The organism is Pseudoxanthomonas sp. X-1, from assembly GCF_020042665.1.
Taxonomy (GTDB): domain Bacteria; phylum Pseudomonadota; class Gammaproteobacteria; order Xanthomonadales; family Xanthomonadaceae; genus Pseudoxanthomonas_A; species Pseudoxanthomonas_A spadix_A.
In genome coordinates this window covers 3,022,969-3,035,743 of sequence record NZ_CP083376.1, presented here as the reverse complement: position 1 = coordinate 3,035,743, position 12,775 = coordinate 3,022,969, and the positions used below count along the sequence as shown (strand labels likewise).

General features: G+C 71.5%; 12 protein-coding genes. 2 read left to right on the top strand and 10 right to left on the bottom strand.

From position 1 onward, the window contains the following. Nucleotides 1-7 precede the first annotated feature (7 nt). From lptD to LAJ50_RS13540, 4 genes are all read right to left on the bottom strand, one after another. Entirely contained in the window at nucleotides 8-2,437 is a 2,430-nt protein-coding gene (gene lptD / locus LAJ50_RS13555; RefSeq protein ID WP_138652553.1) for an LPS assembly protein LptD, read from the bottom strand. Nucleotides 2,438-2,551: 114 nt separating this feature from the next. Continuing rightward, the gene (locus tag LAJ50_RS13550) at nucleotides 2,552-3,460 is read right to left on the bottom strand and encodes a histone deacetylase family protein (protein ID WP_138652555.1); all 909 of its coding nucleotides are present in this window, start codon (nucleotides 3,458-3,460) and stop codon (nucleotides 2,552-2,554) included. Further along, entirely contained in the window at nucleotides 3,457-4,020 is a 564-nt protein-coding gene (locus tag LAJ50_RS13545) for a cob(I)yrinic acid a,c-diamide adenosyltransferase (protein WP_138652557.1), read from the bottom strand. Before LAJ50_RS13545 ends, LAJ50_RS13550 begins: the two co-directional genes overlap by 4 nt. 17 nt (nucleotides 4,021-4,037) lie before the next feature. After that, nucleotides 4,038-4,658, bottom strand: coding sequence for a hypothetical protein (locus LAJ50_RS13540; RefSeq protein WP_138652559.1), 621 nt, complete (start codon nucleotides 4,656-4,658; stop codon nucleotides 4,038-4,040). Between the two features lie 117 nt (nucleotides 4,659-4,775). Between LAJ50_RS13540 and ubiH the strand changes: the two genes are divergently transcribed. Both ubiH and LAJ50_RS13530 read left to right on the top strand, forming a co-directional pair. Next, nucleotides 4,776-5,984 carry a 2-octaprenyl-6-methoxyphenyl hydroxylase gene (gene ubiH / locus LAJ50_RS13535; RefSeq protein WP_138652561.1) on the top strand — a complete coding sequence of 403 codons (1,209 nt, stop codon included), beginning with the start codon at nucleotides 4,776-4,778 and terminating at the stop codon, nucleotides 5,982-5,984. Continuing rightward, a complete protein-coding gene (locus LAJ50_RS13530; RefSeq protein ID WP_138652563.1) occupies nucleotides 5,981-7,159 on the top strand; it encodes a UbiH/UbiF family hydroxylase in 1,179 nt (392 codons plus the stop codon). The genes ubiH and LAJ50_RS13530 overlap by 4 nt, the downstream gene beginning before the upstream one ends. Nucleotides 7,160-7,274: 115 nt before the next feature. Here the strand turns inward: LAJ50_RS13530 and LAJ50_RS13525 are convergent, their stop codons facing one another. The 6 genes from LAJ50_RS13525 to LAJ50_RS13500 all read right to left on the bottom strand — a co-directional run bounded on the left by LAJ50_RS13525 (nucleotide 7,275) and on the right by LAJ50_RS13500 (nucleotide 12,597). Continuing rightward, nucleotides 7,275-7,994, bottom strand: a complete 720-nt coding sequence (locus LAJ50_RS13525; protein WP_138652565.1) for a hypothetical protein — start codon at nucleotides 7,992-7,994, stop codon at nucleotides 7,275-7,277. Between the two features lie 150 nt (nucleotides 7,995-8,144). Further along, nucleotides 8,145-9,197: a 23S rRNA (cytidine(2498)-2'-O)-methyltransferase RlmM gene (gene rlmM / locus LAJ50_RS13520; RefSeq protein WP_138652567.1), complete on the bottom strand. Its 1,053-nt coding sequence runs from the start codon at nucleotides 9,195-9,197 to the stop codon at nucleotides 8,145-8,147. Nucleotides 9,198-9,246: 49 nt separating this feature from the next. Then, a complete protein-coding gene (locus LAJ50_RS13515; RefSeq protein WP_224096323.1) occupies nucleotides 9,247-9,756 on the bottom strand; it encodes a GNAT family N-acetyltransferase in 510 nt (169 codons plus the stop codon). Nucleotides 9,757-9,806: 50 nt separating this feature from the next. Further along, nucleotides 9,807-10,364, bottom strand: a complete 558-nt coding sequence (locus tag LAJ50_RS13510) for a nucleoside deaminase (protein WP_138652571.1) — start codon at nucleotides 10,362-10,364, stop codon at nucleotides 9,807-9,809. Next, the gene (locus tag LAJ50_RS13505; RefSeq protein ID WP_138652573.1) at nucleotides 10,364-10,819 is read right to left on the bottom strand and encodes a hypothetical protein; all 456 of its coding nucleotides are present in this window, start codon (nucleotides 10,817-10,819) and stop codon (nucleotides 10,364-10,366) included. The genes LAJ50_RS13510 and LAJ50_RS13505 overlap by 1 nt, the downstream gene beginning before the upstream one ends. Then, nucleotides 10,819-12,597 (bottom strand): glutamine--tRNA ligase/YqeY domain fusion protein, encoded by a 1,779-nt coding sequence (locus LAJ50_RS13500; protein ID WP_138652575.1) that lies wholly within the window; start codon nucleotides 12,595-12,597, stop codon nucleotides 10,819-10,821. Before LAJ50_RS13500 ends, LAJ50_RS13505 begins: the two co-directional genes overlap by 1 nt. Nucleotides 12,598-12,775 lie beyond the last annotated feature (178 nt).

Genomic DNA, 12,775 nt, shown 5'->3' with positions numbered 1-12,775 from the left:
GATGTCTTCAGAACGGATCGGAGCCGGTGTCGTCGTTGTCGTCGAGATCCGGGGCGGCGACGCTGGGAGGAACCAGGTAAAGGTCGTCGCGGTAATAGCCGAGAATACCACGGCGCAAGGTCTTGTCCGTGTTCTGGCCCAGCGAGGACAGGCCCTTGAGCACGAACTCCACCTGGATCTGGTTGTCGGACTCGCCCTGCAGATTGCGCACGTAGTGGCGGCCCAGCAGGCGCACGGCCAGGCAGCAGCTGTCCCACTGCACGCCGCCGATGGCTTCCAGCAACTTGTTGTCCTGGAAGGAGTAGTAGTAGCGCCCGACCACGCTCCACACCGGGTTGATCGGGTAGAGGAAGGACAGGTCGGCCTGCTTGAGCAGGTCGCGGCGATAGCGGTAGGACAGGTTGACCACGCCGTCGTTGCCGATCAGGTAGCGCGAACGGAAGCTGATCAGGTCCGCGCGGCTGTTCTTGGCGTCGTACTGGTAGGACGCGCCCAGGGTCCAGCGATCGGTGGGCATGTAGTTGGAGTCGACGATCCAGGCCGACTTGCCCTTCTCGATCGGCTGCGAGTTCTGGTTCAACACCACGTTGGAATCCTCGAAATAGAGGATCTGGCCCAGGCTGATGTTGAACTTCTCCAGGCCGTCGGTCTGGCGGATGCTGCGGCTGGTCAACGCCAGCGTCAGCTGGTTGGCGTCGGTCTGGCGGTCGGCGCCGGAGAAGCGGTTGTCGCGGAACAGCTGGCCCCAGCTGTAGGTCATGTCGCCGGTGTCGAACAGCGGCAGGTTGTTCTGGTTGCGGTAGGGCACGTTGAGGTAGTACAGCCGCGGCTCCAGCGTCTGCAGATACGGCGTGTCGCCCCAGTGCGTGTCGCGATCGAAGAACAGCCCGGCGTCCACCGTGGTGATCGGCGTGGAGCGGGTCGGCGTGCGGTCGCCACCGAGCTGGTCGGCCAGGCCCTGCTCCAGGCGATAGGCGGTGTAGCGGTAGGCCAGGCCCGGTTCGATGAACCAGGAGGCGCCGCGCAACGGCACCGACAGGTAAGGCTTGAGGTCCAGCCGGCTGCCGCCGTCCTTGTCGCTGTGGTCGAAGCGGCTCAGGTCGCTCTTCAGGCCCACCGTCAGCCAGTCCAGCACCGGCCGGTCGTAGTTGAAGAACAGGCGCGGCAGGCTGTTGTAGGGCAGGGTGGACTTGTCGACCGTGTAGTCGGCCGAGGTGTAGGTGATGGTCTCGGCGCCGGCGTTCCAGTACTGCGAGCGCCCGTAGACGCCGACCGTGCTGGTCAGCGCCGAGGTGGCATAGCCGTAGCCGCCGTTGGTGCCGTTGGAGATGCCGCCGTTGTCCTCCAGGTAGCGCGAGTCGCTGATCCAGGAGAAGTCGGCGCGCGCCTGCCAGGTGCTGTTGAGGTCGTGATGGCCGCGGAAACGGAAGAAGCCGCGGTTCTTGTCCTGCAGCGGATCGTTGTAGATATTCTCGTCGCCGCTGCCGGGCAGGGCGTTGGCGTAGTCGCGTTCGCGGCGGCGCACCAGGTCGTCGCTGGGCATCCATGCGCCTTCCAGCTTGCCTTCGCCGCCGTGGTAGATGTAGCGGAACTCGCCGCCGAACACCACGCCGCGGTCGCTCATGTAGCGCGGGTACAGGGTGGAGTCGTAGTTGGGCGCCAGGTTGAGGTAGATCGGCTGCTCGTAGCTCAGGCCGTTCTTGCCCGACAGGCCCACGCGCGGGAACAGCAGGCCGGTCTGGCGGCGATCGTCGATCGGGAACTTGAACCAGGGCGCGTACAGGATCGGCACGTTGCCGATGCGCACCACCGCGTGGTGGGCGGTGGCGAAGCCCTCGTCGGTATTGACGTCGATCTCGCGCGACCGCAGGTACCAGCGCTGCCACGCCGGGTCTTCCGGGTCGCAGGTGGTGTAGGTCGAGCCGATCAGCTCGCCCTGCGGGCCGACCATGTTGATGGTGTCCGCCACGCCGTTGCCGCGGCGGGAGATCAGCTGGTACTGCACGTCCTCGATGTGGTGCGAGTCGTCGTTCTGGTTGCCGCTGGCGCGCTTGGCGATGACGCGGATGCCCGCGTCCTGGTAGCGCACGTTGCCGTCGGCGGTGTAGGTGCCGTTGTCCTGGTTGAGGAACAGGTTGTCGGCATTGAGGAACTGGTCGCCGCGGATCAGGCGCACGTTGCCCTGGTAGTTGGCGGTGCCGTCGATGTTGTTGCCGTTGAGGGTGTCGCCGGTCACATCGGTGGGCAGCAGCTGGCTCTGCTGGCGCTGGGCGGCCTGGTCCTGGGGCGCGACTGCGGCCGGCGCGCCATCGAAGGCGGGGATCGCATCCTGGACCGGACACAGCGCGTAGCTGACGGGTTTTTCGTCGGCGGCCATGGCCGGCAGGGCCAAGGCAATGCTGAACGGAATGGGCAGCAGGCGGAAGGCTCGGCGCACGCGTTGGGGAATCCGGGACGAAAAACGGCCGTTAGCTTGCCGTATCGGGATGGACGGGGCAATGAAGACGCGCCGGCAACGTCCGGCTCGGGTTCAGGGCGGCCCGCAGGGGCCTCAGCGCAGCGCCGCCACGTGCGCGCTGGCGCACTCGGCCAGCGCCTCCAGGTCGTAGCCGCCCTCCAGCGCCGAGACGATCCGGCCCGACGCGTGGGTGTCCGCGATCCGGCGCAGGCGCCCGGTAATCCAGTCGAAATCCTCGGTGTCCAGCATCAGGTCGGCCAGCGGGTCGCGCATGTGCGCGTCGAAGCCGGCCGAGATCATCAGCAGCTGCGGGCGGAAGGCCTCGATCGCCGGCAGCATCCGGTCCTCCCACAGGTTGCGGAAGGCGAAGCTGCCGCTGCCCGGCGGCAGCAGGGCGTTGAGCACGTTGCCGACGCCGCGCTCGGATGGCGCCCCGCTGTAGGGGAACAGGCCCGACTCATGGCTGCTGAAGTAGGCCACGCGCGGGTCGTCCTGGAAGATGGCCTGGGTGCCGTTGCCGTGATGCACGTCGAAATCCACCACCGCCACCCGCTCCAGCCGGTGGTGCTCGCAGGCATGGGCCGCGCCGATGGCGATGTTGTTGAGCAGGCAGAACCCCATCGCCGCGCTGGCCGTGGCGTGGTGCCCGGGCGGGCGCACGGGGCAGAAGGCGACCGGGTCGCGGCCGTCCATCACCGCATCGACCGCGGCGATCACCGCCCCGGCCGCGCGCAGCGCCGCGGCGCGCGAGCCGGGGCCGACCACCGTATCCGGGTCGAGCATCACATGCCCGCTGAAGTCGTGTTCCATCACCGCATGGATGTGCTCGGGGGTGTGCACCCGGCGCAGGTCGCCGAGCTTGGCCGCGGGCGCCTCGCGCCAGTCCAGGTCGCCGTGATCGCGGCGCAGCGCCGCAAGCACCGCCTCCAGCCGCGCCTGGCGCTCGGGATGCTCCGGGCCGGTGTCGTGGCCCAGGCAGGCCGGGTGGGTGAGGATGATCACGGCGCCGGCAGCCGGCGCCGGTGGTCCCACAGCACCTCGCCGGCACCGTCGGCCCGCGCCAGCACGCGGGCCAGCACGAACAACAGGTCCGAGAGCCGGTTGAGGTAGCCGATCGCCTCGGGCCGCACCGGCTCCAGGCGCGACAGCGCCACGGTCTCGCGCTCGGCCCGGCGCACGATGGTGCGGGCCAGGTGGCAGCGCGCGGCCGCCTCGCCGCCCGCCGGCAGGATGAAGTCCTTCAGCGGCGGCAGCGCCTCGTTGTAGCGGTCCAGCTGCCGCTCCAGCGCGTCCACGTCGGCCGCGGCGATGGCGGCATGGCCGGGGATGCACAGCTCGCCGCCCAGGTCGAACAGCTGATGCTGGACCGTGGTCAGCAGCGCCTGGATGTCGGGCGCCACGCCGGGGGCCGCCAGCACCACGCCGATGGCCGAATTGGCCTCGTCCACGGTGCCGTAGGCAGTGACCCGGGCCGAATCCTTGCCGGTGCGGCTGCCGTCGCCCAGGCCGGTGGTGCCGTCGTCCCCGGTGCGCGTATAGATGCGCGACAGGCGGTGTCCCATGCGCGGCACGCCGGCCCTCAGCCGGCGGTGCGGTCCCGCGGGCGGGCCAGGCGCACGACCTGCTGCACGCCGGCATGGACGATCACGCCCAGGCCCACGTAGATGGCGGTGCTGCGCAGGAAGGGCCAGAACCAGTCGCTGTAGTTCTTCCACCAGCCGGCCAGCGTCGTCGGCTGCGGCACGCTGTCGCTGATCCAGTAGAAGCTGCCCTGGCTGATCAGGTGGCACAGCGCCACCGCGGCCACCAGCGCGACCACGGCCAGGCCCAGGGCGCGCTCCTGGCGCAGGTGCGCGGCGGCGCGCGCGGTCAGGCTGCCGCCGAGCCACAGCGCCAGGTAGGCCGGCACCAGGCACCAGTACGCCGCAGAGACGCAGTAGTGCTTCCAGAAATCCAGGCCCAGGCCGGTGATGACCGCATAGTCCACGCCCACGGCCAGGGCCATGAACAGCGGGAAGGCCCAGCGCGACCAGCCGCGCAGGTAGAACCCGGCCATGAAGAACACCGCCCAGGAGGCGTCCGGCAGCGCGCCGATGTGGGTGGAGAGCGCCGGCAGGTGCAGGCGGGTGGCGATCATCACGGCGGCCAGCACGGCCAGGATGGCCGCGCGCGGGCCGGTGCGGGTGGGGAGCGGGGTCATGGGGGCGGTCTGGTGCATGAACGCTGATTCTATCGCGCGTTCGCGCCGCATGGGGCCTGCGCGGATGCGTGCGCGGGCCTGCAGCGTCCGTGACGGACCGGGCCGTATCATGGCCGCATGAGTGCACGACATGATGTGGTGATCGTCGGCGGCGGCCTGGTCGGGGCCAGCCTGGCGATCGCGCTGGACCGGCTGGGGCGCGATGTCGCCCTGATCGAGGCGACCCCGGCGGGGCAGATGCCGGCGGTGTTCGACGAGCGCAATCTCAGCTTCGCCGCCGCCACGGTCAATGCGTTGACCGCGCTGGGCGTGATGGCGCGGCTGCACGCGCCCACCGGCGCGATCCGCCGCATCCATGTCAGCCGCCGCGGCGATTTCGGCCGGGTGCTGCTGGAGGCGGCCGACTACGGCCGCGAGGCCTTCGGCCAGGTGGTGGTGGCGCGCGATTTCGGCCAGGCCCTGGAAGAGGCCCTGGGTGCGTGCACGCACGTGACCCGCTACCGGCCGGCGCGCTTCGTGGCGCTGGCGGGCATGGCCGACGGCGTGCGCCGGCTGCGCATCGCCACCGACGCGGGCGAACAGGCGCTGGAAACCCCGCTGCTGGTCGGCGCCGACGGCAGCGCCAGCAGCGTGCGCGAGGCACTGGGCATCGAGGCGCAGCGGCACGATTACTGCCAGCGCCTGTTCGTGGCGCGCGTGCGCACCAGCCGCGCGCCGGACGGCAGCGCCTGGGAGCGGCTGACCGACGACGGCCCGACCGCGCTGCTGCCGCGCGGCGATCGCCATTACGGGCTGATCCATGCCGTGCGCGAGGACGACGCCGATGCGGTGGCCGCGCTGGACGAGGCGGCGTGGCTGGCGCGGGTGCAGGCGGTGTTCGGCTGGCGCGCCGGGCGTTTCGTCGCCAGCGGGCCGCGCAGCGATTACCGGATCGTGCGCGTGCTGGCGCAGCGCACGGTCGCGCCGCGCGCGGTGCTGCTGGGCAATGCCGCCCAGACCATCCATCCGCTGGGCGCGCAGGGCTTCAACCTGGGCCTGCGCGATGCGTTGACCCTGGCCGAACTGATCGCCGCAGGCGACGACCCGGGCGAGGAGGCGCTGCTGGCCGGCCATGCAGCGCGGCGTGGCCCGGATCGCGAGCGCACGCTGCGCTTCTCCGATGGCCTGGCGCGGCTGACCAGCAACGCGGCGCCGCTGCTGCGGCCGCTGCGCAGCGCCGGATTGCTGGCCATCGATCGGCTGCCGGGCGTGCAGTCGATGCTGGTCGGCGGCGCGATGGGCTTCGCCGGCGACGTGCCGGCGCTGTGCCGGGAGGCGAGCGCATGAGCCGGCGCGCGCGCAGCGATGTGATCGTGGTCGGCGGCGGCGTGGTCGGCGCCGCCTGCGCGCTGGGTCTGGCCCGGCGCGGGCTGGACGTGGTGCTGGTCGAGGGCCAGGCGCCGACGCCGTGGTCGGCGCAAACGCCGGACCTGCGCGTCTACGCCTTCGCCCCGGACAATGCCGCGCTGTTGCAGCGCCTGGGCGTGTGGGACGCGGTGCGTGGGGCGCGTGCCCAGCCGTACCGCCGCATGCGCGTGTGGGACGCGGCCGGCGGCGGCGAGCTGGTGTTCGACGCCGATCGCCTGGGCCGGCGCGAACTGGGCTGGCTGATCGAACACGGCCTGCTGGCCGATCGCCTGTGGGCCGCGCTGCCGGCGGCCGGCGTGCAGCTGCGCTGCCCGGCGCGGGTGGAGGCGATGGAACAGGACGCGACCGGCGTGCGCCTGACGCTGGACGACGGTGCGCGGCTGGAGGCCCGGCTGGCGATCGCCGCCGACGGCGCGGCCTCCACGCTGCGCCAGCTGGCCGGGCTGGGCACGCAGGGGCACGACTATGGCCAGCAGGGCGTGGTCGGCTACATCCGCTCCGAACGCCCGCACGAGGACACCGCCTGGCAGCGCTTCCTGCCGACCGGTCCGCTGGCCGTGCTGCCCTGCACCCAGGGACGCAGTTCGATCGTGTGGACATTGCCGCAGGCCGAGGCCGCGCGCGTGCTGGCGCTGGAGGAGGCCGCGTTCTCGCGCGAGCTGACCCTGGCCTTCGGCGGGCGCCTGGGCGAGCTGGTCGTCGACTCGCCGCGCGCGGCGTTCCCGCTGCGCCTGCAGCTGGCGCGCGAGTATGTCGAGGGCCGCGTGCTGCTGCTCGGCGACGCCGCGCACGCGGTGCATCCGCTGGCCGGGCAGGGCGTCAACCTGGGCCTGCGCGACGTGGCGGGGCTGCTGGACAGCGTGGCCCAGGCGCAGGCGCGCCAGGCGCCGTGGGACGGCGCGCACCGGCTGCAGCGCTGGGCGCGCACGCGCCTGAGCGAGAACACCGTGGCCGCCTACACCTTCGACGGCATCAACCGTCTGTTCTCCACCGACGAGCTGCACACCACCCTGGCGCGCGGCCCGCTGCTCGGCCTGACCGGCAGGCTGCCGCCGCTGACCGATCTGCTGTGGCGTCGCGCCGCGGGGCTCTAACGCGGCGTCGCGGTCTGTAGAGCGGAGCTTGCTCCGCTGTTCTTCGGCCAGGTCATGGAAAGCCGCAGCGGAGCCAGCTCCGCTCCACAGGCGCTGGCGTCCGCCGTCGCTGTGCTTACGGCAGGAACGGGAACACCAGCTTCAGCAGTCCCTTCAGCCCGCCCTCGGCGGTGGAGGCGATGGCCTTGGCGCCCAGGCTGTTGAGCGCGTTGCGGGCGTCGACCCAGCGCAGCTTGGTCACGTCCTTCTGCAGCAGGTCGGCCACCTCGGCCGAGGCCGGCTGCAGCTTCTTCAGTTCGCGGGCAACGGCGGCCGGGTCGGGCTGCAGGTAGCCCCACTTCTCGGCGATCTTCAGCAGCGTGTCGAAGCGCACCGCCACCACCTCGCGGTTGCGCTCGTACACCGGCAGCGCGCCGACCTCGAGGATCGCCTGCTCGAACTGCTGCGCATCGTCGGGATGCTCGACGCGGATGGCGAGGAAGCCGTCCTTCTTGGCGCGTTCGCTGACGTGCTTGGCGCCCGAACGCAGGTTGTCCTCGGTCAGCACGGTGGCCACGATCCGCTGCAGGGCCGCGTCGGGTTCTTCGGGCACCAGCGCCCGCCAGCGCGCATAGCCGTCGCGGCGCAGACTCTTGACCCGGGTGGCGGTGATGCGCAGCTGCAAGGCGGCCGCGGCGTTGGAACTGTCGCGCGGGATCGCGCCATCGCGCTCGAGCAGCACGAAGGTCAGCAGTTCCAGGTCGCGCTTGTTCAGCGAGCCGAAGCCCTGCATCAGCGACAGGCGCAGGAATTCCTCGGCGAACCCGGCCGGGTCCTTGAGCTGGATCGGTTGCATGGCGCGGCCCTCCCTTTGACGGATGCCAGCATCGCATGGGGCGATTGCAGGGGCTGAGACCGTCACGGCCGGCGATGGGGCGCCGGGCGAAATGGGCAATGCGTCAAGCCACGCGACCGGGCGAGGTCGCCCGCCGCTACCCGACTGGGCTCACTTCTCGCCCTTGGAGGCGAACACCGTGATCTCCTCACGGTCGTGATACAGCTGCTTGGCGCGCAGGGTGCGCAGGCCGCCGGACTGCGTGCGCAGGATCTCCAGGCACAGCACCGTCTCGTCCCAGCGCTTCTTCATCGGCAGCTTGAGGTTGAACACGCTGTGCCGGCACCAGCCCTCGCGCAGCCAGGTGGCCATGCGCTCGGCCACGCGGCGCGGCTGCTCGACCATGTCGCAGACCATCCAGTCCAGCGGCTGGGCGGGCTTCCAGTGGAAGCCGTCGGCGCGCAGGTGGGTGACCAGGCCGGTCTCGAGCACGTGCTGGCGCAGCGGGCCGTTGTCGATGCTGGTGACCTGCAGCTGCTGGCGGGTCAGCACCCAGGTCCAGCCGCCCGGGGCGGCGCCCAGGTCGGCCGCGCGCATGCCGGCGCGCAGCAGCGCCGCGCGCTCGTCGGCATCGAGCAGGGCCAGGAAGGCTTCCTCCAGCTTCAGCGCCGAGCGCGACGGCGCCTCGGGCAGCAGTCGCAGGCGCGGGATGCCCAGCGGCCAGGGCGCGGCGTCGCCGGGCTGGGCCAGGCCCAGCAGCGCGTGGTCGCCGGCGACGAACAGCACGTGCAGGCGCGGCAGCCGCGGGTCTTCCCTGGGGCTGAGCAGGCCGGCCTTGCGCAGCGCCGGACGCAGCGCATTGCCGAAGCTGCGCGCCAGCCCGGCCAGCGGCTTGGCCGTGTCCGAATCCGGGTGCTCGACCCACACATCGCCGAGCCGCGGCAGGCCGTCCAGCGCGGCCAGCATCGGCGTGATGCGGTCGGCCGGGTCCAGCCCGCGCAGTTCGGCGATCAGCGCCAGCTTCTGGCGTGCGAACACCAGCGTGCGCCAGGGCAGGGCCTGGCCCAGCCCCGCGTCCTCGCAGGCGAAGACCGCATAGCCCTCGTTGCGCTGGGTACGGGCATAGCCGGCCAGCCCGGCCTCGGCCGCACGCTGGGTCAGCTCGGCCGCCAGCTCCGGCTCGAAGCCCTGGCGGCAATAGCACAGCAGGCCGATGGCCTTCATGCCTGCCTCCGGCGTGCGCGCGGCTGCGAACCGACCGCTGCGTGGCCGCTCATGGGCCCGGCGCCTGCAGCGCCAGCCGCATCAGCAGCTGGTCCTCATCCACACCGTCCCGGCGCACGGCGCACGGTTCGATCCCGTAGACAGCGAAGCCGGCCTGCTCGTACAGGCGGCGGGCCGGCAGGTTGTCGGCGACCACGGTCAGCAGCAGCGCCTCGATGCCGCTGTCGCGCGCCTGTGCGATCAGGTGCGAGAGCAGGCGGCCGGCGATGCCCTGGCGGCGATGCGACGCGCGCACCACCACGCTGCGGACCTCGGCGACGTGGCGCCGCGCCCGCCGCGAGAAACGCACCGTGCGCATGAAGCCCACCAGCCGCTCGCCGTCGAAGGCGCCGGCATAGCGGATATCCGCGTCGGCCAGTTCGGATTCGAACTGCGCCAGCGGCGTGGCCTGGATCTCGGCCGCCGTGGACAGGAAGGCCTCGGGTGTTTCCTGCAGCCCGGCCACGCGGCACGCTTTCAGCGCGGACGCGTCGGCCACGGTCAGGGGGCGGATCGTCACGGCCGAAAGGACGCGGGCGGCTGCGTTCGCGGGCATCGAAGCGGGGGTCTTCAGTACTGCGGGCCGTGCTGGCCGTAGTGGGCCAGCACCGCGCGGGCGTCGTCGCGGTGCAGGTCGCGCACGACCTCGATGCCGCGCTTGCCCAGCTCGCCGACCCAGTCGGCCGGCAGCGGGCCTTCGTCGAAGTCGGTCAGCGATTCGACGTCCTCGGCGCGCGCGCCGATCAGCAGCCGGTCGATGCCGGCCCACACCGTGGCGCCGAAGCACTGGCAGCAGGGCTGGGCCGAGGTGGCCAGCGTGACCGGGCCGGACAGGACCGCATTGAGGCGGAAGCTCTGCGTGCGCTGCTGGGCCAGCATGTAGGCCATGTTCTCGGCATGGGCCAGCGAGGTGTTGTGCGGCACCACGCGGTTGACGCCGGCCGCGACGATGCGGTCGCCGTCGAACACCACCGCGCCGAACGGCCCGCCGCTGGCGTGCTCGACGTTCAGCCGCGACAGGGTGATGGCCAGCGCCACCTTGTCGGCATCGCCGGCGTAGGCGCGACCCAGGTCCACGGCGTCGTGGACCCAGGCGGGCAGGGTGAGATGGACCTGGGCGTAAAGCATCAGCGGATCTGCAGCGGTGCGGAAGAAGCGGGGGTCAGGCTGCCGGCGCCGTCGCCCGCCGGCTGGCAGGTGCCGGCCTGGCACTGGCAGGCGCTGATCGGGCGGAAGCCGCAGATGCCCATGCGGCCGCTGGCCTGGCACTGCGCCTGGACCGCGGCCGGGTCGGTGGGGCTGTCCACGTTGACGCAGGCGGGCAGTTCGCCGCAGCAGCTGCCGATGTTCTTGACCACGCACTGCGCGTCGCTCGTGCACTGGGTCTGGACCTTGGCCGGCGTGCTGGGGGGGCGCGAAGGCGCGGGCGTGGCGTTCGAGCCGGTCTGCGCACCGGGGGCCGGCGCAGGCGCCGGGTCGGTCGCGGGCGACGGCTGCACGCCCTGGGTATTGGCCGGCGCGGCGCAGCCGGCCAGCAGCACGGCGGCCAGCAGCGGGGCGAGCAGGGCGCGCCAGGGGCGCATCAGGCCTGCGCCGCCCAGGTGTCGCGCAGCGTCACGCTGCGGTTGAACACCGGCTTGTCCGGGGTGTGGTCGCGGCGGTCGGCGACGAAGTAGCCGGTGCGCTCGAACTGGAACGACTGCTCCGGCGCGGCCTGGGCCGCGGCCGGCTCGACGAAGCCGGCGACCACGCGCTTGGACTCGGGGTTGAGGTAGTCGCGGTAGGTCTTGCCTTCGCTCTCATCGTCCGGCTTGGCCACCGAGAACAGGCGATCGAACAGCCGGATCTCCGCCGCCACGCCCGCCCTGGCGTCGACCCAGTGGATCGTGCCCTTGATCTTGCGGTTGGCGCCCTCCATGCCCGGACGCGACTCGGGATCGAGCGTGCCGTGCAGCGCGACGATACGGCCCTCGCCGTCCTTGATGACCTCCTCGCACTTGATGATGCCGGCGCCGCGCAGGCGCACTTCGCCGCCGGGCACCAGGCGCTTCCAGCCCTTGGGCGGCACCTCGGCGAAATCCTCGCGCTCGATCCACAGCTCGCGCGAGAACGGCACCAGGCGCGTGCCGGCCGCCTCGTCCTTGGGGTGGTTGGCGAAGGTCAGCGACTCGGCGTGGTCCTCGGGCAGGTTGGTCAGCACCAGCCTGAGCGGGTCGATCACCGCCATGCGCCGCGGCGCGCTGGCGTCCAGGTCGTCGCGCAGGCAGCCCTCCAGCACCGAGAAATCGATCACCGAGTTCTGCTTGGAGATGCCGACCCGATCGACCAGCAGGCGCAGGCTCGCCGGGGTGTAGCCGCGGCGGCGCAGGCCCTGCAGGGTGTACATGCGTGGATCGTCCCAGCCCTCGACCAGGCCCTCGGTGACCAGCGTGGTCAGCTTGCGCTTGCTCATCACCGTGTAGTTGATGTTCAGGCGCGAGAACTCGATCTGGCGCGGCTTGTCGGCTTCCTTGGGAAAGCCCTTGTCCAGCAGCGGCTGCAGCAGCTCGGGGTGGCCGATCAGGTCGACCTTCTCCACGCACCAGTCGTACAGCGGGCGGTGGTCCTCGAACTCCAGCGTGCACAGCGAATGGGTGATGCCTTCCACCGCATCGCTGAGCGAGTGGGCGAAGTCGTACATGGGGTAGATCGGCCAGGCGTTGCCGGTGTTCTGGTGCTCGACGTGCTTGATCCGGTACAGCGCCGGGTCGCGCAGGTTGATGTTGCCGCTGGCCATGTCGATCTTGGCGCGCAGCGTGCGCGCGCCATCGGGGAACTCGCCGGCGCGCATGCGGCGCAGCAGGTCCAGGTTCTCCTCCACGCTGCGCTCGCGCCAGGGCGAGTTGCGGCCCGGCTCGGTCAGGGTGCCGCGGTACTCGCGCACCTGCTCGGCGCTGAGGTCGCAGACGAACGCGTCGCCCTGCTGGACCAGCTTCTCGGCGGCCAGGTAGAGCACGTCGAAGTAGTCCGAGGCATGGCGCAGGTTGGCCCAGTCGAAGCCCAGCCAGCGCACATCGTCCTGGATGGCGGCGACGAACTCGGGGTCTTCCTTGGCCGGATTGGTGTCGTCCAGGCGCAGGTTGCAGACCCCGCCGAACTCGGCCGCCACGCCGAAATCCAGGCAGATGGCCTTGGCGTGGCCGATATGCAGATAGCCGTTGGGTTCGGGCGGGAAGCGCGTGCGCACGCCCTGGTGGCGGCCCTGGGCCAGGTCCTCGCGCACGATCTGGCGGATGAAATCGCGTTTCTCCGCCGGCGCCTGGGCGTCGGGGGCGCGGGTTTCGGGCGCGGAATCGGCGGAAGCGGCAGGCGTATCGGACATGGGAGGCAGGACGTGATTCAAACGCCAAGTCTAGCCCAAGCGGCCGCGGGCCCTCTGCCTGAAGTCTCGCGCTGCGTGCGCTGCGGGCGCCCATGCGAAGCGTTGTCTGAGCCCTGGGTGAGCTGGGTGGAGGCCCGGTGGGAGCCGCCATGGCGGCGGTGAGGCTCTACCTAGAAGA